This window comes from Sporosarcina sp. UB5 (genome assembly GCF_050859005.1).
Classification (GTDB): Bacteria; Bacillota; Bacilli; order Bacillales_A; family Planococcaceae; genus Sporosarcina.
On the sequence record NZ_CP125984.1, the window covers coordinates 2,011,083 to 2,034,150 of the forward strand.

The following is a 23,068-nucleotide window of genomic DNA, read 5'->3' on the forward strand; positions in this document are numbered from 1 at the left end:
CCGATACTAATATTGTAAGCGGCAGTAACGAGTTCGGCCGGCTCTTACTCCGTGAGCAGCAAATTACTTAAGGGTCACAAGGACGTGAACCTACAAACACTCAAGGAGGAAAAAACAATGAGAATTAACCACAACATCGCGGCACTTAACACACACCGCCAACTAGGTGTGAACAACACGCAAGCTTCTAAAAACTTAGAAAAACTATCTTCTGGTCTTAAAATAAACCGTGCTGGAGACGACGCAGCAGGTCTAGCTATTTCTGAAAAAATGCGTGGTCAAATCCGTGGTTTGGATATGGCATCTAAAAATGCTCAAGATGGTATTTCACTTATCCAAACTGCTGAAGGTGCGTTGAACGAAACGCACGCAATCCTACAGCGTATGCGCGAACTTGCAGTGCAGTCTGCAAACGATACGAATGTAGACGCAGACCGTACGGCATTGAACGACGAGTTTGCGCAGTTGGCTTCTGAAATTGAAAGAATTAAGGATAATACTACATTTAATACTCAGAATTTATTGGATGGTACTGCAGCAGCAGCTCTGAATATTCATGTAGGTGCTGATGCTGGTCAAGTTATTGAAATTGATTTAGGTACAGTAGGAGTAGATCTCTCAGATGTACACACAGCCGTTGATGCACTTGATATTTCAGATCAAGCCGGTGCGGATGCAGCAATTACTGCTGTGAATGATGAAATTGAGTCAGTATCATCTGGACGTTCTTATTTGGGGGCATTACAAAATCGTTTGGAACACACGATTAATAACCTGGACAATGCTTCCGAAAACCTAACGGCTGCGGAATCACGTATCCGTGACGTAGATATGGCGAAAGAAATGATGGAGTTCACAAAGAACAACATCCTTACTCAAGCAGCACAAGCAATGTTGGCTCAATCGAATCAAATGCCTCAAGGAGTATTGCAGCTTCTTCGGTAATTTGATTGCATGGGCGTCTATATTAGTAATGATATAGATAATCACTGGGTGAATTGCTGGAACCTCCTGAGAGCTCTTCTGCCACATCGGAACTGGAAACGGTAAACGCGATGGCTTGAAAAATGGAGAGATTGGACAATCAGCAGCGAAGCCCCTGTCGGGAAACCGTGGGGAACGTTCAACGACTAGGATATACCGTCTAAAGCGATTGCTATGACGATGAAATCCGTAGGGTGTTACGAGTCGTAACATTCGAAGTGCCCAGCCCCTTACAATAAGGGTGAAGATATAGTCTGACCTTGTTAGAAATAACGAGATAAGTCGCAAGCAAACCAACAACCACAAGGCGTACTTCAACTTCTACGTTAATTTCGCCATAATTATGTTAAGAGAGACTCTAGGTTTACCTAGGGTCTTTTTTGATAAAACAGAGTAAAACATTATACCTATTAAGTACTTAAATATATGTGTAATTAAAGACCTAATCGGAAAAGTAATTCATAACGGAGGGCAATAATGAGTACAAAGACATTGACTAAAATTTTCTTGTTATTTTCCATATGCCTAATGATTCTTCCACAGTCGTTCATCCTTGCGACGGAAGTGGAAATTGAGGACCCTACACCTGACCTTGAGGCACCTATTTTAAAAAATATTAGTATTTCAAGCAATTCTATTACACCTACTGACTCAATTATACTAATAGCGGAAATTTCGGATGGGGATCAAGGATCTGGTGTTAAAAATTCAACAATTACATATAGAAAGGCGAATGGAGCTTCACAAACTTTCAATCTTGTGTACAACTCTAAAAATCAATTATATGAGGCAGAGATAAATGTTGGACAATATGAAACGGAGGGAACATGGACAGTCCTTAATGTTGTTGTCAAGGATTATAAAGATAATGAAAGAACAATTCTTCATTCAACTTCGGCTAAAACAAATGACACATTCGATTTTTCGGAAATGTTTATCGATGTTAGTGGAACAATCAAAGTACCAGAACCAGAACAAAGAACAGACTTTGAAGCTCCAATATTAAAAGATGTTTCAATAGCGTCAAATGAAGTTGAAAATGGAAACAATATTCAATTGTCTGTTGTAGCTACCGATAATGAATCGGGAATTTGGACTGCTGTTGCCGTTTACTCAAAGCCTTCGGGAGATAGGGAGAGAGTTACTCTTACTAAACAGCAAGCATCTAACACTTTTACATCAACTTATCTAGTAAAACCTTATGATGAACCGGGACTCTGGCAGCTTACTGCAATAGAGTTGGCGGATAGAGTTGGAAATCGACAAACGTATATAAATTATGTGAATGATTTAGATGAAACTAAATCTTTAGATCATGGAAATGTTTTAATTACAGGAACAACTATTGATAATGAGGCTCCTATACTGAAAAGTATAGAGATACAATCAAATAACGTCAAAAATAAAGAAGCGATTAGACTGACGTTTGAAGCTACAGACAATTTATCAGGTATTTCATCAATTTATGCAAATTATAAACAACCTTCTGGAAATACATTCTCAATTAGTTTTTATCGTCAAGCTGGAACAGATAATTATATAGGTTCAAGGTCAATAGGGCAGTATGATGAATTAGGTGTATATGAACTAGTATCGGTAACGGTTAGAGATATAGTTGGAAATACAAGGACATATGATCGATCTACACAGATTTATGATGGATTGACAAGTCTTAACCAATTCGATGTTATAATTTCAGGTACAACTCCGGATTTAGAAGCTCCAACTCTAGAGCATTTGAAGATAGGAGTATCACAACTTACCTCAAATACTGCTGAAGTAGTATTTACGGCTGAACCAAAAGATTTGATTTCAGGTGTGTCTACAATTAGTGGCCAGTATGCAAGACCAAGCGGTCGGATCTTCAATTTGAATTTCACGAAGACTGGAAATTCATATGTTGCCAAAATAATAATTGATAAATACGATGAACTCGGGGAATGGAAATTAACATCTATTAGTTTAATGGATAACAGAGGAAATAGTAAAACGCTGAGATATAAAAATACACCTGGTGATTTTTCAAATTTTTACTTCACGGTTAAAGGAAAAATAACAGTCTCACCCGCTATTCCAGATGATATTGAATCAATACATGACTTGGAACTAGGCTCAGGTGAAACATACCAACTGAAACCAATATTAAAGTATACTGACGGGACGAAAAAAGATATCAGTTCGGATTCTATCACTGAATATTCAAGTTCAAACCTTGATGTTATAACTGTAAATAGTTTAGGGCTTATAACAGCTAATAAAAATGCTGATAGTACAAAAGCATACATTGAGATTACCTATGGAACCATCACAGAAAAAGTTTGGGTAATAATAAATGGTGGAAGTGAAGAAAGATTTCTCGAGGTTACACCAACAAAGACGAATCTTTCTAGTGGACAACAGCAACAATTAAAAGTTGTAGAAGTGAATGCTGGCGGACGAAAGGATATAACTTCTTCACAAAGCGGTGTAACTTATTTAAGTTCCAATCCATCCTTAGTCTCTGTCTCAAAGGAAGGTCTACTAAATGTCACCGTAGAAGATGTAACAGGTTCTTCGACAATCCTGATAACATACGAAGGTCTTCAGTCACGAATAGTGGTTAATATTACAAAACCAACTATAAAGTATCTGTTAATTTCTCCAGAAGCTGAGAAAATGTCATTAACAGATAATAAAATGCAGTTGATTGTTAAAGCATTTATGAGCAATGGATCAACAAAAGATGTTACTGCATCAAATACTGGAACAACCTATTCTACATCTAATAAATCTATAGCGAATGTAGACTCTGAAGGTTTTGTAACAATTCCATTGGACGCGAAGAGTGGAGAGGTAATAATTACTGCGAAAAATGGTGTATCTACAGTCAAGAGTGTAATACAAGTAGAAGGAAATCCTGAATTGCAGGATATAGTAATTAAAGACTTACCAGAAGTATTTCATATAGGAGATAAGATTAAGATTGAATTATCTTCCCTATGGTCGGACGGCACTATAAAGAAATTAGATGTTAATGATGTGGATATTACAATTACGTATCCGAGTCGTGTATCTATATTTGAGGGTGAACTCGAAGCAAAATCAAAAGGGCCCACATATATAGATTTTAAATATGAAGGTAAACTTTTCCGAAAACGAGTTGAAGTTTTGGCAGGTGCTACTATAGAAAGCTTCTACATTGATGATGATTTGTTCCCTTCATTAATGCAAATTGGAGAAAAACACATTATTAGTGGATTAAAAGGGAAATGGACAGACGGAAATGTTAAAGATATAGATATAAATGACGTGGAAATCTCGAGCACATATCCAAGCAGGGTGACTGTAACGAATGGCGAACTTGAAGCAAGATCGAAGGGTTCCGTATATATCGACATCAAGTATGAAGGCAAAATTATCCGGAAACTAATTGGTGTTGAAGCGGGTCCTACACTAGTAGACTTTTACATTGAAGATTCCTTATTCCCTTCATTAATGCAAGTTGGAGTAAAGCACATGATTAGTGGATTAAAGGGAAAATGGACAGACGGAAATGTTAAAGATATAGATATAAATGACGTGGAAATCTCGAGCACATATCCAAGCAGGGTGACTGTAACGAATGGCGAACTTGAAGCAAGATCGAAGGGTTCCGTATATATCGACATCAAGTATGAAGGCAAAATTATCCGGAAACTAATTGGTGTTGAAGCGGGTCCTACACTAGTAGACTTTTACATTGAAGATTCCTTATTCCCTTCATTAATGCAAGTTGGAGAAAAGCACATGATTAGTGGATTAAAGGGAAAATGGACAGATGGAAATGTTAAAGATATAGATATAAATGACGTGGAAATCTCGAGCACATATCCAAGCAGGGTGACTGTAACGAATGGCGAACTTGAAGCAAGATCGAAGGGTTCCGTATATATCGACATCAAGTATGAAGGCAAAATTATCCGGAAACTAATTGGTGTTGAAGCGGGTCCTACACTAGTAGACTTTTACATTGAAGATTCCTTATTCCCTTCATTAATGCAAGTTGGAGAAAAGCACATGATTAGTGGATTAAAGGGAAAATGGACAGACGGAAATGTTAAAGATATAGATATAAATGACGTGGAAATCTCGAGCACATATCCAAGCAGGGTGACTGTAACGAATGGCGAACTTGAAGCAAGATCGAAGGGTTCCGTATATATCGACATCAAGTATGAAGGCAAAATTATCCGGAAACTAATTGGTGTTGAAGCGGGTCCTACACTAGTAGACTTTTACATTGAAGATTCCTTATTCCCTTCATTAATGCAAGTTGGAGAAAAACACATGATTAGTGGATTAAAGGGAAAATGGACAGACGGAAATGTTAAAGATATAGATATAAATGACGTGGAAATCTCGAGCACATATCCAAGCAGGGTGACCGTAACGAATGGCGAACTTGAAGCAAAATCGAAGGGTTCCGTATATATCGACATCAAGTATGAAGGCAAAATTATCCGGAAACTAATTGGTGTTGAAGCGGGTCCTACACTAGTAGACATTTATATTGAAGATCCCTTATTCCCTTCATTAATGCAAATTGGAGAAAAATACATGATTAGTGGATTAAAAGGGAAATGGACAGACGGAAATATTAAAGATATAGATATAAATGACGTGGAAATCTTGAGCACATATCCAAGCAGAGTGACTGTAGCGAATGGAGAACTTGAAGCAAAATCAAAGGGGTCCTTGTACATTGATTTCAAATTTGAAGGCAAAAGCATCCGAAAGCGAATTGATGTTTCAGCTGGCATTACATTAGATAGTATCTATATGGAAGACCCTCTCTTCCCCTCTTCAATGATTGTTGGGCAAAAATATACAATTAATGGTCTGAAGGGGAAATTGTCAGACGGGAATGTGATAGATTTAAATGTTAATGATGTGGAAATCACAAGTACTTATCCAAGTCGTGTTACAGTGAAAAATGGTGAACTTGATGCGATAACAAAGGGTGCTGTATATATCGATTTCAAATATGAAGGAAAAAACCTTAGGTTACGAATTTCAGTTTTGTGAATTACGCCATCTATCTAAGTAGTGCAAATGCAGATGTTTTTCCAATAATGAGGGATGCCAATAATTGGGCTGTTAAAGGGTGTGGAAATTCTACTGAACGTAAATTTAACACTACCTTAAAGAAAAATATATATGCCTTCCAAGCCAAACAATAGAAAAAATTCTTGGCAATTTACTGAGTATATTTTATGGTTATCTGTTATAAGCATTGATGACAAAAAACTTCAATGCTTTCTCTTTCGGGATTGCACGTGCGATAGAAGTCAGTTCTTCAATCATCATTGCGGATGAGCCTGTGTACGCTTTAAATGTTTCTGTACAAGCTCAGATTCTGAATTTATTAGAAGGGTTGAAAGAGACATTAGGTTGACGTATATTTTCATCGCCCATGATTTGAGTGTCGTCAAACACATTAACGAGTGGATCGGCGTCATGTACTTAGGGAGAAACGTCGAGCTTTCCAAGAAGAAGGAGCTGTTCAAAAATCCTTTACATCATACACACAAGCGTTAATGTCGGCGGCCCCAATCCTTGATTCAGACGTGAACAAAGAGCAGATCATTTTTTAAGGGGATGTCCCGGACCCGACAGCTCCTCCTTCTGGATATCCATTCCATCCACGGTGCCATTTTGCAAAGGACAATGCAAATCGGTGAGACCAAAGGAGATTCTGGTCAGTCCTAAAAGAATAGTTAGTTATCATGAGTACGATAGTGATTATCGTGATAAATTTTCTTTATGTGAAGAAAATACTATATCGCAAATTGATTGAATGACATATAACTGGAATTAGACATAAGTTTTAAGAAGTCATTTAAAACCAGCATTCAAACGAGTATATACTCGTTTGAATGCTGGTTTATATGTTATACTAGTATACTTGCAATAGTGAATACAATGAAGTTGAGGAATGCATATGTCAAACCAACAATTAAAAAAAGGGAGTCTTTTGGCGTTTTTGCCGCTTATTGTTTTTGTTGTCCTGTTTATCGGGTCGGGGATTGTGACGAAGGACTTTTATAATATGCCTTTGAATGTGGCGATGCTTATTGCGGCGGCTGTCGCGCTTATAATGAATCGGAGGGAGACGTTTAGTAACAAGGTCGATGTTTTTATGAAGCATGCGGGGCATCCGAATATTATTTTAATGGCAGTCATTTTTCTTTTGGCGGGCGCTTTTGCGGGTGTGGCGAAAGGAATGGGAGCTGTTGAATCGACGGTCAATTTAGGATTGTCGTTGCTGCCTGCGAATTTACTCATTGTCGGATTGTTTATCATTGGCTGTTTCATATCGATTTCGATGGGAACGTCAATGGGTACGATTGTTGCGTTGGCGCCGATCGGTGTAGGAATTGCCGCACAAACGGACATCCCCGTAGCACTTGCGATGGCAACGGTCATTGGTGGCGCGATGTTCGGAGATAACCTGTCGATGATTTCGGATACGACGATTGCGGCGGTCCGGACGCAACAGACAAAAATGAAGGACAAGTTTAAAGTGAATTTCTTTATTGTTCTTCCAGGAGCGATACTGACGATGATTCTCCTCGCTCTGTTGACGCAAGGCAATTCGGCGGAGCTTACTGGTGAATACCCGTTTGAATTCATTAAAATCTTGCCGTATTTGGCTGTTTTAGTGGCGGCATTGCTCGGAGCGCATGTATTGGTCGTGCTCGTTGGCGGAACAATTTTTGCCGGTGTCATTGGACTGCTCGATGGTTCCTATGAGCTGGCTAGTCTCTTGCAGACAGTATCAGCTGGCATTATGTCGATGGAGGATTTAGCGATCGTTTCTATTTTGATTGGTGGAATCGTCGGGATCATTCAGCATAATGGTGGCATCGATTACTTATTGCGGGTCATTACGAGCAAGATTAAATCGAAAAAAGGTGCCGAATTCGGCATTGCAGGATTAGTGAGCGCGGCGGATATTGCGACCGCGAATAATACAATCGCCATCATTATTACGGGGCCGATCGCGAAGCGCATTGCAGATGAGTATGGCATCGATCCCCGCAAATCCGCCAGTTTGCTTGATACGTTTTCAAGCGTCTGGCAAGGTGTCTTGCCGTACGGCGTCCAAGTATTGGCGGCCGCGGGATTAGCGGCAATTTCACCGTTAAGCATAATCGTCTATTCGTTCTACCCTGTACTGATGGGGATTTGCTGCGTCATTGCGATTTTGATTGGATATCCTAGGTTTAAAAAAGCATAGAAGAAAAAAAGAAAATCCCGCCAGGCCAATTAGCCTGTAGCGGGATTTTTAAATTCAAACTTTAAACCGATCAATCGCCAAGTTCAGTTTCTCACTTAAGTCCGTAAGTGTTTCTGCTGCGTTGGTGACGGATTGGATTGCGCGAAGTTGCTCGTCAGTTGAGGCACTAACTTCTTCGCATGCGGCTGCTGTTTCTTCGGCTGTCGCTGCCATCGTTTGGCTAGTTATCGTTACTTCATCTTTGTGACGGGCGACGTTCTGGATTTCATGGGAAATTAAGTTGATAGAATCCTGCATATCGTCCATTAACGCGGATAGTTGGGCGAATGTCGCCTCTGTTTCCTGAACGACTGTCCCTTGGTCACGGAAAGTCGTAATCGTTTCGTCCATCTGCATCGTTACAAGTCGAGATTCTTCCTGTAGTTGCATGACGGTTTCTTGAACTTCTTCCGTTGCGCGTGCAGACATTTCTGCAAGCTTCCGAACTTCCTCAGCAACGACTGCAAAGCCTTTCCCGTGTTCGCCTGCGCGTGCCGCTTCAATGCTTGCGTTCAACGCGAGTAGGTTCGTCTGTGAGGAGATGTCCGTGATCGTCGCCATGACGCCGCCAATCTCTTTCACTTTTTTACCGAGTGTACTAATTGCATCGTTCATCGATTTCAAGTTTTCTCCTGACGATACAAATGTCTGTTGAAGGTGAGCCATTTGGGTTTGGCCGTTCGTGTTCATCGTGCCTGTCTGCTCTGCAATTGCCTTCATTGAAATTGCTCGTTCCGTAATGTCGTTAATTTGCCGGCCGAGTTCTTCGGCTTTTTCGGTAACCATTTCGGCGTCTCCCGCGGATCTTGAAGCACCATGGGCAATTTCATTGATAGCATGTGCTATTTCAGAGCTTGATGCATTCGTCTCTTCTGCAACTGCACTTAAGTTTTCAGAGCTTGCCCTCACATTGTCGGCGGATTGATTAACAACAGAAATGATGCCATGCATATTGGCGATCATCTTGTTGAAGTTTTCGCTAAGCTGTCCAATCTCATCTTTCGTACGAATATCCGATTGGACAGTTAGATCGCCTTCTGCAACGTTATCCATCAAACTTCGAAGACGTGCAACCGGCTTTAGTAACCTGCTTATGAGGATGTACAGGCCAATTCCGACAACAGCGAGCGTGATGACTGAAATAAGTAAAAGGGAAATGAACAACTGTCGGGCCATTTCCATAAGCTTCGCTTCTTCATAGACAGTGCTAACCTTCCATCCGAAGTGAGGGATTGTCGAGTGGATGCTAACCATCTTTTTGCCGTCCTCATTTTTAAACGCCATATCCCCAGAATCCGAATTGTACAAGTTTTGGACATATGCGAGTTCCATTAAGTTTTCTCCGCTCTTCGTCGGGTGTGAAATCGCCGTGCCGTTTTCGTCTAAAAGCACTGAATAGCCACCGTGTGGGATATACGTCGAGTTCAGCATTTCAGTAATGGCAGTCAACATGATGTCAACTCCGGCTACGCCGACTACCGTCCCGTTCTTTTTCACAGCGATGGAAGCGGTAATCATGAAGTTGCCGCTAACTTCATCGATATAAGGGGATGACCATTGAACGCTGTCCGATTGTTCAATTGCATTTTGATACCACGTGCGGCTTGTCGGATCAAATCCGGTTAAATCCGCCACTGGATAAATGACGAGGTGTTTAGAAGGCAGCGCATAATAGACTGCTGTTGCGTCCGAATAGACCGCCAAGAAATCTTTCAGTCTTTTCAACAACTGCGCTTCACTAACATTTGAACTTTCAGTACCCGTGAAGTTTATTATTTCATTCGAATCAGTTAATGAATCGATGCCTGTTGAAAATTGTGCAAGGAAGTTTTCGACTGTAAGGCCCATTTGGTTCGAAATCGCCGCACTTGAATCGATGACGTTTTCTAAGGAACGCTTCTTCACCTGGCTATTGAGCATGTAGGCCATGAGTATTGTTCCTGCGAAAAATAAGATGAGTGATGTAAAGATAATTTTTGTTTTTAGAGATTTGACCATGACAACTTTCCTTTCTAAGGTGTATTTTTGTCCATACGTTTTTTTCGACAGAAATTGGAGTACTTTAAGTCATTTCTTAATTTAGTACGGATTTTTTTATGTGGGAAAATATTCCGTACTTGCAAGCGATGTTAATTCCAAAATAAATTTTCGCGGTTTTCCGTTACAGCAATATCGCTTTCCATCAATAAAATTCGGTGCTATAATTCATTCTTACTTAAAAAGTTCATTATTTTTGCGCATATCGTTGAACCGCTATAATGATTGGACTTTTCGTTTTGTAATGGCTAAAGATTGATTGGAGGAAATTGATGATGAAACGGGATGCACAGTATTACGTCTCTAAACTCGGTTTAGAACCACATCCGGAAGGCGGATTTTATAAACGGACGTTTGCTTCTGAGGAACACGTAACAGACGAGGAATTATCGGTAACGTATGAAGGAAAGAGAAAACTTTATACGAGCATTTACTTTTTATTAACAACGAAAGATGTGTCGCATTTTCATCGGTTGAAGTCTGATGAGTTATGGTATTATCACGCGGGAAGTTCTTTAACCGTTCATATACTCCACGAAGATGGGACGTATGAAGAGATTAAGCTTGGGCTCAACCTTGAGCAAGGAGAAGTTCCTCAAGCGCTCGTACCGAAAAACTCTATCTTCGGATCATCTGTTATGGAAGAAGATGCATTTTCGTTAGTTGGGTGCATGGTATCGCCCGGCTTTGAATTCCAAGACTTTGAAATGTTTACACAAGCCGAGTTGCTCTCGAAATATCCAGAGCACGAGGAAATTATTATGAAACTAGCGTATGAAGTACTTCCGGAATAATCGGTTAAGTCGCTACTATAAATCAAGGGGTCGTCACATTGACGACCTCTTTTTTATTTCGAATAAACAACAACGTGACTTCTTTTTAAAAAACGAAAGCATAACAATGGTAGAGAGAGAATATAGAGGGTGTGTTACCGATGCATGAAATGTCACTAATGGCGGATATTATTCAAATTGTGTCAGAAGATGCTACGAACCGTCGCATTCGTAAAGTGCATAAAATCGATGTCATTGTTGGTGATGTAAGTAATGTGCTGCCGGATGCGTTGGAGTTAGCGTTTTTTTATTTTCGAGAACATGGGGTAGGCGTTCTTAATGAACAGACGGAGTTAGTGATCATTCGTGAAGAAGCGAAAGCGAAGTGTCAAACATGTCTGTATGAATTTACACCTGACTATCGATTGGCGCTCTGTCCGAAATGTGAAATACCGAGTTGTGTACTCATTTCTGGTGAAACGTTTACAGTTCAATCGTATGAAGGAGAGTGAAGGATGAAAATCCAACTTCAAGAAGATGTGTTAAAGGATCAAAACGAGGCTGCTACATTCAATCGAGCAATTTTCAAACAACATAAAACGCTCGTCATTAACATGATGAGCTCTCCTGGGGCGGGGAAAACGACGTTACTGGAAGAAACGATTAAAGCGTTAAAAGATGAATACCAAATTGCGGTCATTGAAGGGGATTTAGCGACGGAACGCGATGCAGAAAGGATACGTTCGTTAGGAATACAAACCGTTCAAATTAATACAGTCGGAGGCTGCCATCTCGATGCAAGGATGATTGCAAAAATACTTCCGGAATTTGATCTGCCATCAATTGATATTTTGTTTATCGAGAATATCGGTAATTTAGTTTGTCCGTCGAGTTATGATTTAGGACAAGATTACAAAGTCGTCGTGTTAAGTACTCCTGAAGGCAATGATAAAATTCCGAAATATCCGGTCATGTTTAAACGTACCCATTTGACGATCATTAATAAAGTCGACCTCCTTCCGTACGTATCTTTCGATATAGATGAAGCTGAAATGAATTTACGTGAAATTAATCCACAAGCTCAATTCATAACATTATCCGCTAAAACAGGTGAAGGAATGGAAGGATGGATTCATTGGATAAAGGAACGACTCCGTTAATACTAGCTGATCGAGCAACTTCCGAGCTTACGTTTACGCTTTATCGCCAGGGTGGGAAAGTAGTAGCCGAAAATGAAGTAGCTATTATACGAGCGACGGATTTAATTAAACAAGGAAAAATCATCGCGATTAAAGGAATTGGTGGCTTTCATTTAGCTTGTAATGCGTATGTGGAAAGCGTTGTCGATGAATTACGACGTAGAAAGAATCGGCCTCAAAAACCGTTGGCACTGATGGTGAAGTCAATCGAAGTGGCGAAAAAACTATGTTATATGTCCGAACACGAAGAAGAACTTCTGACAAGTCCGGCATCGCCTATCGTACTATTGCAAAGAAAGAAAGAAGCACCATTGCCGCGAACGATCTCTCCTGGCTTATCGACCGTTGGAATTATGTTGCCTTATACACCACTCCATCATCTTTTATTCTCAACTAATGAAGTACAATGTCTCGTCATGACGAGTGCGAACCCATCTCGTTTCCCGATTTTTTATAAAGAGGACCAGTTGGAACAATTAGAAACGATAAGCGATTATGTACTGACGCATAACCGTACTATCAATTTTCCGATTGATGATTCTGTCGTCCGACATGATGGGGAAAACATAGTATTTGTCCGGCGTGCGAGAGGATTTGCACCTAACCAGTTCGATACGACAGTTAATGTAAATGACATCATCGCATTAGGTGGCAATCAAAAAAATACATTAACTGGTGGGAAGCACAATCGAATTACCATTGGCCCTCAAATAGGTGATTTAGAAAACGAAGAGATGATTGCTTTCTTTGAAGACCGACTTCGTCAATTTGAGGAATCGCTTGGGGTGAATGAACCGTATGTAGCCGTTGATAAACATCCTTTGTATGCATCAGGTTTAATTGCAAAAAAACTAAAGCGAAAATCGATCGTTGTGCAACACCACCATGCACATCACGTTTCCTGTATGGAAGATAACAATCTACAGGAACCTTGCTTAGGCATTATTTTAGACGGAACAGGATACGGAGAGGACGGGAATATTTGGGGATTTGAATTTCTATATGGTAATGCGACATCTTTTGAACGACTTGCTCATTTGAGGTACACACCTCTTCCGGGCGGAGAAAAAGCTGTTGAAGAACCGTGGCGGAACGCGGTCGGGATGCTGCTATCCTATTGGCCAGAAGAAGGGAAGGATCTATGTAGGAAACTGTTTCCTGACAAAGTTCAAGAAATAAACATTATAGAAAAAATGGTAGCTTATAAGCTGAATACACCTTTGGCGGGAACATGCGGACGCTTGTTTGATGCTGTTAGTGCGATTCTCGGTATTTGTTCAATCGCAACGTATGAAGGCGAAGCGGCAGAAAAGTTGTCGGATTATATGTATAAAGTGGGATTTGAACGCGCGGAAACGGTTTACGCCTACGATGTAAATATGAACAGAGACGAGCGAATTGAACTCGACTTCTCTCCAATGATTGCGGAAATTATCCAAGATAAATTTCATCAACAACCGTTAACGAAAATAATCCAAAAGTTTCATACGACGATAGTTGCTAGTTGTGTCGAAACGATATTAACACTAGTGAAAAATCGACCGAGTTTACGGAAAACGGTTGTACTATCAGGAGGCTCCTTTCAAAATATGTTTTTATGTAAAGAAATAAAGAAAGACCTTCAACGAGAAGGGTTTAACGTGTATACGCATAAACATGTCCCGTGTCATGACGGAGGTCTCTCATTAGGGCAACTCATTATTGCTGCTCATGCACTGTCGAACAGGTGAAAAGGGAAGTAAAGGGGATGAAACGATTTGTGTTTAGGTGTGCCGGCGAAAGTAATTGAAATCGAAGACGAAAGAGCTTTAGTAGATGTGATGGGCTCGAGAATGTATATCGGCATCTTTTTTGTTCCAGACGTTCAAATCGATGATTATGTGTTGCTACATGCTGGGCAAGCAATGACGATCGTAGATGAGCAATTTGCAAAGGAAAGTATAGATGAGTGGAGGAACGTATTACATGGTAAACATGGAACTCTTTTCAGAACCGACGTTAACGCGTGAATTAGTCGAAGCGGTAATCGATTTGGCGAAAAAATTCAAAGAAGAAAAAGGCAGAGTTCCAGTATTTATGGAAGTATGCGGTTCCCATACGATGGCGTTAGCGAAAACGGGCATAAAAACGAGATTAAAAGACGATGTACATCTCATTGCTGGGCCTGGATGTCCCGTATGTGTCACAGAACAAAAGTCGATCGATGCGATGATTCAATTAGCAGAAGAGCCGAACACGATTCTTTGTACATTCGGGGATATGATGCGCGTTCCAGGTTCTGCATCTTCGTTAATGAAAGCGAAAACAGAAGGAAAGGATATACGGGTTATTTATTCACCGTTAGATAGCGTGAAAATAGCGGAAGAAAATCCACATAAGGAAGTCGTTTTTTTAGGGATTGGGTTTGAAACGACAATTCCGATTCTTGCGCTCACTGTTCGCGAGGTGGAGAGAAAGCAGTTAACGAATTATTCGATATGGATGACGACAAAATTAGTTGAACCTGTATTACGAACGTTGCTTCAGTCGGGAGACGTCAAACTGGATGGATTTCTCTTACCTGGAAATGTATCCGTCGTCGTAGGAAAACAAACTTATCATTTCTTGGCGGATGAATACGGTGTTTCAGGAGTAATTACTGGTTTTGAACCCGTTGAATTGCTTAGCGGACTTTATAAGCTGCTGCAACTTCAGTTAGAAAATAAGATTTCGATTCTCAATGCTTATCCATACGTTGTAAGCGATAAAGGAAACGAAGTCGCTCAACAGTTAGTTCATACGTATTTAGAAACGCATGACGAAGTATGGAGAGGGATAGGCACCATTCCGAACAGTGGATTAGATTTAAAGGAGCAATATGCCAAGTACGATGCAAAAAAGAAGTTTTCTATTTCAATTAAAGAACCGAGAAAGACGAAATGCCGCTGTGGAGAAATTGTCCGTGGAGCGATTACACCAGAACAATGTGTGCTGTTCAATAAAGGATGCACGCCGACAAATCCGATTGGTCCTTGTATGGTATCAACCGAAGGAACGTGTGCGGCACATTACCAATTCATGCGGGAGGTGTGATCGTTGCAGCGAATTAGTTTAGCGCATGGAGAAGGTGGAGAGGTAGCAAATGAGCTCATCCAAAAAGTGTTTATAAAATCATTTGGTCATTCAAAGCATACACAGTTCGATTCTGCGATACTTTCGTTGCGTGAGCAAACGATCGCTGTAACGACTGATAGTTTTGTCGTCAATCCACTATTCTTTCCAGGCGGCAATATTGGGAAATTGGCAATCGCAGGAACCGTAAACGATTTAGCTGTAAGTGGTGCTATTCCGTATGTACTCACTGCTGGATTTATTATCGAAGAAGGGTTTCCGATAAAAAGCCTTAAAGACATTGTGAAAACGATGGCAGAGGAAGCGGAAAGAGCAGGGGTCACAATCGTTGCGGGGGATACGAAAGTAGTTGAAAAAGGGAGTGCAGATGGGCTCTTTATTAATACGACAGGGATCGGCATCGTACAAGAAAAACGATTGCAACCTGAATTAATTCAAGAAGGAGATTCCGTACTTATTAGCGGAACAATCGGGGACCATGGGGTTGCGATTTTAAGTGCACGCCAAGAGCTTGGACTACTCACAAATGTCCAAAGTGATTGTGCTTCGTTAACCGGCATCATTCATGAACTTTTGGAGGAAGTGAAAGGTGTTCGTATAATGCGGGATCCGACGAGGGGTGGATTAGCGACAACTTTAGTAGAGCTATGTGAAGACTTTCGTTTTTCAATTGAACTGGATGAAGATTTGATTCCTGTTCGCAAGGACGTGCAAGGTGCATGTGATATTTTAGGGTACGATCCTCTTTATCTTGCGAATGAAGGAAAAGTAGTCATTATCGTTGATTCAAATGAAGAACAAAAAGCACTTGCACTCTTACAAAGCTATGAAATCGGAAAGAATGCAAAGGTTATTGGAAAAGTCGCTTCTTGCGAAGATGAATCGGGAAAACTACTATTGAAAACAATTGTTGGAACGACAAAAAGACTGAATCGCCTTGCTGGACCACTGTTGCCTAGGATTTGTTAATCATTTTAATAACGAAGCATACGATAGTAGGAGGAAATTTCCTAAAGGGGAGATTATCATGCAAACTATCGAAATGATTCGTATGCACGTGAATTATCTTGTCACTCAGGCACGGCATGATATTTATTCGTTATCGACAACGAGCGACGCGACGATGAAGTCACTCCTTCTTCAGCGATTATGGGATACATTATCAGCTATTCAATTTTCAACTGAATTACTCGCAAATGAAGCGAAGACGAGTTATCCTGTTTTCCCTTCACAATCATTTACGCCGTTTCCTTCTAGTAATCAACAGCCGCAAAATACACCCGTTACTTCTCAACAAACACCACCCCAATCACAGTCCAATCAACGTACATTTACAGTTGAAGAATTAGCTACATTTACTGGAAAGAACGGAAGACCTGCATATATTGCGGTTAATGGGATCGTCTATGATGTCACGAACAATCGAGCGTGGGCGGCTGCTACCCACTTTGGTTTAACTGCAGGCAAAGATTATACGCAAGAATTTGCTTCCTGTCACACTGGGCAACAATCGATTTTAGCAACACTACCTATTGTAGGGAGGTTGGCGTAATGGAACAGATAGTTTTGCCACCGGAGTCTTTAACGACGGAGGCTGTTGCAAAAAGGTTGACGGATGCGGCGATGGAAGGCTTTAAAAAGGGGACAATTAAGAAGAAAAACCTCATTTACTTAGAGTTAAATGGTTGTTCGGGAAATATCATTTCGTTGTTAAATGGCAACAATCCTGATTTTGCGTATATGTTAACGTCGATGGTGAACCTTCAGTATTGCAATAGTTTAATGGCGGCTGAAGGAGAGCAGGCAATTGAGAAACTACTAAAGGTGATGGATGAGGAAGAGTATATATTGGCAGTTGAAGGGGCTGTTGCGTTAAAAAATAACGGTTTATATAACATTATCGGTAGCTGGCAAGGAAAGCCTCTTACTGGCCTTCACGCAGCACAGATGATTGGGGAAAAAGCTTCATATGTTATCGCAGTTGGTGCTTGTGCTACACATGGCGGGGTATCCGCAGCAAAACCGAATCCATCCGAATCAGTAGCATTGCAAAAAGTGTTGCCGCATAAAGAAATGATTAAACTGCCAGGTTGTCCTGTTCATCCAGATTGGTTTTTAGGGACATTAGCTCATATTTTATTGTACGGAAAGCCGGAAACGGATAGTTTAGACCGACCTTTACTATTTTATAGCACGCTTATTCATGACCGTTGTCCGAGAAGGCCGTTTTTTGACCGTGGGATTTTTGCTGAAAAGTTAGGAGATAAAACATGTTTATTCAAGCTTGGATGCCGGGGGCCTGTCACGAGAATTGATTGTCCGACGAGGCAATGGAACGGCCATGTCAATTGGCCGATAGGAGCAAACACGCCATGTATTGGCTGTGCTTCGTTCGGTTTCCCTGACGCGATGGCGCCGTTCATTAGCTACGACACGACAAAGGTGGTAAAGGATGAGTAAACGAATTGTTATAAATCCGTTAACACGCATTAGCGGATTCATGGAAATTGATGTCATGATCGACCAAAATCGAGTCGTTGACGTGAAAACAAAAGGAAATTTATTTCGCGGCTTCGAGCAAATGTTAGTCGGAAGAAGTCCGTTTGATGCTGTTTATTTTACACAACGGATATGTGGTATTTGCTCTGCTGCTCACTCAATGGCTTCATCCCTCGCGTTAGAAGATGCTTTACACATTGAACCGATGGAACAAGGAAGATACTTACGAGATATTATCCATTGCTGTGAGTATTTACAAAATCATATCCGCCATTTTTATCAATATACCGTTCCTGACTTCGTCAAAATTGAACAAAACACTCTCCTTCAAACGGATCATGAAGACTTTCGTCTACCGAAAACGCTAAATGACAGGATTGCACAACATTACTTTGACTCCCTCCAATACAGTCGACTCGCTCACGAAATGTTAGCCGTTTTAGGCGGTAAAGCTCCTCATAACCATGGAGTTTTTATTGGTGGTGTAACAACGCAGGCAACTGCTGAGAAAGTTGTCCATATCGATTCCGTTTTAGAGAAAATTACTCAATTCATTAATGAAAAGATGATTCCAGATGCATATGATATCGCGCAATTTTATCCAGAGTATTTCTACTTAGGCGGAGGGTATGGCAACTTGTTAACGTACGGTGCGTTTAACGATTATAAGGAATTAGGCACACTATATGTTAATCCACTCGTATCGACAAATGAGACGGTTGAACCGTTTGACGAAACAAAAATCGTGGAAAAAATTGATTACGCTTATTTCACATCGATCACGAATAGCGGTCAACCAAGTGAAGAAGTGACAGAGCCAAATATGGATAAAGAAAAAGCGTATTCTTGGGTGAAAGCACCGAGATATAATGGACTCCCTTTTGAAGTCGGTCCGTTAGCAAGATTACAATTGAGCGGATTATATACGAATGGAATATCAGCGATGGACCGAACGATTGCGAGAGCGCTTGAAGCAAAGAAAATAGCAGAGGTTATGAAGACGTTACTTCAGCAAATTATTCCTGGGGTAGACGTGCAGAAGAAATATGAACTTCCAGAAGCGGCATCTGGACGGGGGTTAGTCGATACGACGAGAGGTGCATTAGGACATTGGCTTAAAATTAAAGACAAGAAAATCTCGTTTTATCAAATTATTACGCCATCGACATGGGACTTCTCAACTCGGGATGATCGTGGGTTTAGAGGAACAGCTGAACAAGCACTGATCGGCACACCGATTGAAAATCCCGATAAACCTGCAGAAATTGGTAGGATCCTACGTTCATTTGACCCTTGTATGTCCTGTGCGACGCATGTATATCGGCCCGGAAAACAAGTGAAAACGATTAAGGTATACTAGTGGAAAAACTAATCGTTTTAGGCATCGGCAATCGATTAATGATGGATGATGGCATCGGTATTTACGTAATTGAAGAACTATCCAGACTGAATTGCACCTCTCATATATCCTTTTTAGTTGGTGAATCGGATATTGATTACTGTATGGACCAATTAAGAAACGCGACATTTGTCATTATTGTGGACGCTATTTATTCGAGAAGCGAACCAGGGTCACTTACCGTTTATTCAATCGCCGATTTACATAACGACCAACCGTTAGATATATCCGTGCATAACTTTCATCTGTTTCAAGCGTTGTATCAGCACCAAAAATCGATAAAAGGATATCTCATAGGGATTGAACCATATGAAATCAAGTTCCATATCGGTTTAAGCGTAGTGTTAAGGGAGCAATGGAACACAATCGTGGAAGATGTATTACAGACCATTGAGACGTTAATAGAAAACAAGTAACTCCTTCGAGAATATGCCGCTATCTTGTGATAGTGGTGTATTTTTTTATCTAATGAAACACTAACGAAAAAACGTATACTTTTTTTGGAACAGGGGAGCATAGGGTTGATAATCGTAAAGGAGGTACACGAATGCACAACTTAACTGAGCTGGAAGTGGAAAACTTGCGCCATTTAATAGGCGGACACGGTTTAATTACGAAAAAGCTGGAGTTTTATGCGCAAAATTGTCAAGACCCGGAGTTAAAATCCATTTTTGAAAGAGATGCTCAAGCAGCAACACAAGCTAAGCAACAATTACTGTCATTTTTATAAGGAGGCTTGTTCACATATGTTTCAAGATAAAGAAATGGTGGGCGATTATTTAGCTGGATTAAATGCAAGTTTAACAGGGTACGCCACGATGATTACCCAAGCAAATAATTCGGAATTACGACAAACATTAATCCAGCTAAGAAATCAGGACGAATCTCGTCAGCGAACGTTATATAATTATGCACTTGAAAAAGGGTATTACAAACCAGCTGCACCAGCTTCACAGGAAGTAATCCAACAAATGAAGACTGAGTTAACGCAAGGATCGTAACGATAACAATTGAGCCATACTCATAACACGGGTATGGCTCAATTTTTTGTACTAAAAAAATATATCTTTCAATTGAGGTGCAATCCATCTATAATGTGAAAAAAGTAAAAAAAGTTTAGAAAAAGGAGTGTGAAAACATTCACGTACCGATATAAAAAATTTATATTGACATTCTAATTTCAATATCATACACTTTTTTATGCAATGTGTTACCCTAATTAGGATAACAAATGATTAGTATAACCTTTTGAAAAATAAGAAAACCGAGAGCCGTTATTAGGTAACCGGTTACACATTGAGGGAGGATATTAACACCTTTACGATCGAAACATAAAGAGGTTTATTCATATCGTATCTACAGAAGTGTGGAAGTAAAAAAAAACACGGTTGCAAATGATCATTATTGGCAATGTGTAACCGGTTACCTATTTTCTGAAAAATGAGGAGGCTTTATAATAATGTTGTCTATATTATGGGGGATTTTTGGATGTGCAGTGATTGTTTTAATAGCATATCTACTATCCGAAAACAAAAAGATTATTAATGTTCAAACAGCGCTAGTTGGATTCTTTTCTCAAGTCCTTTTAGGATTTATCGTCCTTAAATGGGGAGCTGGAATTGCTGTCGTTGAGTTTATTTCTGACGGTGTATCTAAAGTGATGGGGTATGGAGTAGAAGGTCTATCGTTCGTCTTTGGACCGTTAGCAGATAAAACCGGTCCGGTTGGCTCTGTATTTGCAATTAATGTACTAGCGATTATGATTTTCTTGTCTGCTCTTATCTCGCTATTGTATTATTTTGGAATCATGCAATTGATTGTCAAAATAATGGGTGGAATCATTTCTAAGTTCATGAAAACTGGATATGTTGAATCGACGAATGCAGCGATGAATATTTTCTTAGGTATGACACAATCCGCTATTTCTGTTAAACCGTATATTAGCCGAATGTCAAGATCACAAATTTTTGCCATCATGGTTGGTGGACTAGCTTCCGTTTCAGGAGCTGTACTTATCGGGTTAGCCGCAATGGGTATTCCGATTAAATACTTGCTTTCTGCAGCAATTATGTCTGCACCTGCAGGATTAATGCTTGCAAAGCTCATGATCCCAGAAACGGACAAACTCAATCCGAACGAATGGAAAGAGATGGACGGGTACATGGACGAATCGAAAAAAGATTCGAATATTATGGATGTCATTGTCGACGGTTCTAAAGAAGGACTTGGACTTGCTGTAAATGCGGGAATTATCTTGATTTCCATTATTGGCCTTGTTGCGCTACTGAATGGAATTTTAGGTGGAGTAGGTTCGTTAGTAGGACTTCCTAGCCTTTCATTTGAAACAATTATGGGATATATCTTTGCTCCTATTGCGTTTATCATCGGTATTCCTTGGAGTGAAGCAGTTGCTGCCGGTAATCTACTTGGCCAAAAAATAATTTTAAATGAATTTGTTGCGTTTACATCTCTTTCAACGATGTTGGAACAATTCTCCGAAAAATCGATTGCGATTCTTACATTTGCATTATCAGGTTTTGCAAACATCGGATCGATCGGAATCATTCTTGGAATTATGATCGGTGTAGCACCAACTCGTAAAAAAGACATTCAATCTATGGCTTTCAAAGCTTTGATTGCTGCAACGTTAGCGAACTTGCTAAACGGTGCGATTGTAGGATTGTTCTTCATCTAATAAACAATAGAATATAATCTTGACTCATAACCCTTTGTCATGCACACTATGTGTAACCGGTTACCGACAGTTAAAATGGAGTGATGTAAAATGGCTTCAATTAGAGATGTCGCAAAACATGCAGGTGTATCTGTTGCAACCGTGTCACGAGTGTTAAATGACAAAGGGTATGTTCATGAAGATACACGGAAGAAAGTAGAGTCTTCCATTGCGGAGCTCAACTATAGACCAAATGAAGTTGCAAGAAGCTTGTTTAACAAGCAATCGAAAACGCTCGGATTAATCTTGCCGGATATTATGAATCCATTCTTTCCTGAATTAGCACGAGCGATTGAAGATACGGCGACGAAACTTGGGTATACTGTTATTTTATGTAATACGGATGAAAATGAAGAGAAAGCAAAGCGGTACGTAGACGTTTTGCTTCAAAAGTATGTAGATGGCATCATCATTGCCTCCAACACAATACAAGAAAAAACGATTCGTGAGTTACCGGTTCCTGTCGTTTGCATAGACAGGGAAATTAGTAAAGATATCCCGACGATCGTCGTTGATAATAAGAAAGGCGCGCAAATGGCGACCCGCTTTTTAAAAGAAAAAGGGCGCCGGAAAATTGCTCATATTAGAGGGCCTTTTGATTTATTAAACGCGAATGAGCGTTGTGAAGGTTATCGAGACGTCGTTTCAGGGGAAGAATGGTTTACAGAAAGTTATATTGTAAATGGAAACTATCGTATGGACACGGCAACAGAGGTCGCGCTAGAGCTACTCCAAAAACATCCTGATATTGACGGGATTTTTGCCGCGAGCGATACGATGGCGATTGGTGCGATGAAGGCAGCTTATGAGCACGGGTTAAAAATACCTGAAGATATTTCAATCATTGGATTTGACGGAATCGCTTTAGCGCAAGCGTCGATACCAGAACTTACGACGATTGAACAGCCGTTGTATGAGTTAGGTCAGAAGGCGGCAAAGATGCTCATTAAGTTAATAAAAGGGCAAACTGTTAAACAAACCTTTTATCAGTTTGATGTTCAATTAGTAGAAAGAGATTCAACATAAAGTGGGTGA

At 40.3% G+C, this 23,068-nt stretch carries 20 protein-coding genes; 19 read left to right on the top strand and 1 reads right to left on the bottom strand.

The window, feature by feature from the left end:
• Positions 1 to 117: 117 nt before the first annotated feature.
• The 4 genes from hag to QM454_RS10225 all read left to right on the top strand — a co-directional run bounded on the left by hag (position 118) and on the right by QM454_RS10225 (position 8,242).
• Positions 118 to 945, top strand: a complete 828-nt coding sequence (gene hag / locus QM454_RS10210; protein WP_432357513.1) for a flagellin Hag — start codon at positions 118 to 120, stop codon at positions 943 to 945.
• A 516-nt stretch (positions 946 to 1,461) separates the two neighbouring features.
• Entirely contained in the window at positions 1,462 to 6,027 is a 4,566-nt protein-coding gene (locus QM454_RS10215; RefSeq protein ID WP_432357516.1) for a hypothetical protein, read from the top strand.
• A 366-nt stretch (positions 6,028 to 6,393) separates the two neighbouring features.
• Complete coding sequence (locus QM454_RS10220) at positions 6,394 to 6,540, top strand: hypothetical protein (RefSeq protein ID WP_432357519.1); 147 nt, start codon at positions 6,394 to 6,396, stop codon at positions 6,538 to 6,540.
• A gap of 403 nt (positions 6,541 to 6,943) precedes the next feature.
• Positions 6,944 to 8,242 carry a Na+/H+ antiporter NhaC family protein gene (locus QM454_RS10225; RefSeq protein ID WP_432357522.1) on the top strand — a complete coding sequence of 433 codons (1,299 nt, stop codon included), beginning with the start codon at positions 6,944 to 6,946 and terminating at the stop codon, positions 8,240 to 8,242.
• 54 nt (positions 8,243 to 8,296) lie between these two features.
• Here the strand turns inward: QM454_RS10225 and QM454_RS10230 are convergent, their stop codons facing one another.
• Complete coding sequence (locus tag QM454_RS10230; RefSeq protein ID WP_432357524.1) at positions 8,297 to 10,279, bottom strand: methyl-accepting chemotaxis protein; 1,983 nt, start codon at positions 10,277 to 10,279, stop codon at positions 8,297 to 8,299.
• 311 nt (positions 10,280 to 10,590) lie between these two features.
• Between QM454_RS10230 and QM454_RS10235 the strand changes: the two genes are divergently transcribed.
• The 15 genes from QM454_RS10235 (at position 10,591) to QM454_RS10305 (ending at position 23,059) form a co-directional block, all read left to right on the top strand.
• Positions 10,591 to 11,112, top strand: coding sequence for a cupin domain-containing protein (locus QM454_RS10235; protein WP_432357527.1), 522 nt, complete (start codon positions 10,591 to 10,593; stop codon positions 11,110 to 11,112).
• Positions 11,113 to 11,252: 140 nt separating this feature from the next.
• Positions 11,253 to 11,603 (top strand): hydrogenase maturation nickel metallochaperone HypA, encoded by a 351-nt coding sequence (locus tag QM454_RS10240; RefSeq protein ID WP_432357530.1) that lies wholly within the window; start codon positions 11,253 to 11,255, stop codon positions 11,601 to 11,603.
• Positions 11,604 to 11,606: 3 nt separating this feature from the next.
• Positions 11,607 to 12,251 (top strand): hydrogenase nickel incorporation protein HypB, encoded by a 645-nt coding sequence (gene hypB / locus QM454_RS10245; RefSeq protein ID WP_432357533.1) that lies wholly within the window; start codon positions 11,607 to 11,609, stop codon positions 12,249 to 12,251.
• Entirely contained in the window at positions 12,218 to 14,020 is a 1,803-nt protein-coding gene (hypF, locus tag QM454_RS10250; RefSeq protein WP_432357536.1) for a carbamoyltransferase HypF, read from the top strand. The genes hypB and hypF overlap by 34 nt, the downstream gene beginning before the upstream one ends.
• Before the next feature lie 27 nt (positions 14,021 to 14,047).
• Entirely contained in the window at positions 14,048 to 14,299 is a 252-nt protein-coding gene (locus QM454_RS10255) for a HypC/HybG/HupF family hydrogenase formation chaperone (protein WP_432357539.1), read from the top strand.
• The gene (hypD, locus tag QM454_RS10260) at positions 14,256 to 15,362 is read left to right on the top strand and encodes a hydrogenase formation protein HypD (protein WP_432357542.1); all 1,107 of its coding nucleotides are present in this window, start codon (positions 14,256 to 14,258) and stop codon (positions 15,360 to 15,362) included. The genes QM454_RS10255 and hypD overlap by 44 nt, the downstream gene beginning before the upstream one ends.
• A gap of 3 nt (positions 15,363 to 15,365) precedes the next feature.
• Positions 15,366 to 16,370: a hydrogenase expression/formation protein HypE gene (hypE, locus tag QM454_RS10265; protein WP_432357545.1), complete on the top strand. Its 1,005-nt coding sequence runs from the start codon at positions 15,366 to 15,368 to the stop codon at positions 16,368 to 16,370.
• 58 nt (positions 16,371 to 16,428) lie between these two features.
• Positions 16,429 to 16,953 carry a cytochrome b5 domain-containing protein gene (locus QM454_RS10270; protein ID WP_432357548.1) on the top strand — a complete coding sequence of 175 codons (525 nt, stop codon included), beginning with the start codon at positions 16,429 to 16,431 and terminating at the stop codon, positions 16,951 to 16,953.
• Positions 16,953 to 17,861 (top strand): hydrogenase small subunit, encoded by a 909-nt coding sequence (locus QM454_RS10275; protein WP_432357551.1) that lies wholly within the window; start codon positions 16,953 to 16,955, stop codon positions 17,859 to 17,861. The genes QM454_RS10270 and QM454_RS10275 overlap by 1 nt, the downstream gene beginning before the upstream one ends.
• Positions 17,854 to 19,260, top strand: a complete 1,407-nt coding sequence (locus QM454_RS10280; protein ID WP_432357553.1) for a nickel-dependent hydrogenase large subunit — start codon at positions 17,854 to 17,856, stop codon at positions 19,258 to 19,260. Before QM454_RS10275 ends, QM454_RS10280 begins: the two co-directional genes overlap by 8 nt.
• Positions 19,260 to 19,715: a hydrogenase maturation protease gene (locus tag QM454_RS10285; protein WP_432357555.1), complete on the top strand. Its 456-nt coding sequence runs from the start codon at positions 19,260 to 19,262 to the stop codon at positions 19,713 to 19,715. The genes QM454_RS10280 and QM454_RS10285 overlap by 1 nt, the downstream gene beginning before the upstream one ends.
• A 131-nt stretch (positions 19,716 to 19,846) precedes the next feature.
• Positions 19,847 to 20,029, top strand: a complete 183-nt coding sequence (locus QM454_RS10290; RefSeq protein ID WP_432357558.1) for a hypothetical protein — start codon at positions 19,847 to 19,849, stop codon at positions 20,027 to 20,029.
• A gap of 16 nt (positions 20,030 to 20,045) precedes the next feature.
• Positions 20,046 to 20,300 carry a spore coat protein gene (locus QM454_RS10295; protein WP_432357560.1) on the top strand — a complete coding sequence of 85 codons (255 nt, stop codon included), beginning with the start codon at positions 20,046 to 20,048 and terminating at the stop codon, positions 20,298 to 20,300.
• A gap of 458 nt (positions 20,301 to 20,758) precedes the next feature.
• A complete protein-coding gene (locus QM454_RS10300) occupies positions 20,759 to 21,994 on the top strand; it encodes a NupC/NupG family nucleoside CNT transporter (RefSeq protein ID WP_432357563.1) in 1,236 nt (411 codons plus the stop codon).
• A gap of 90 nt (positions 21,995 to 22,084) precedes the next feature.
• Positions 22,085 to 23,059: a LacI family DNA-binding transcriptional regulator gene (locus QM454_RS10305; protein ID WP_432357566.1), complete on the top strand. Its 975-nt coding sequence runs from the start codon at positions 22,085 to 22,087 to the stop codon at positions 23,057 to 23,059.
• Positions 23,060 to 23,068: the final 9 nt, after the last annotated feature.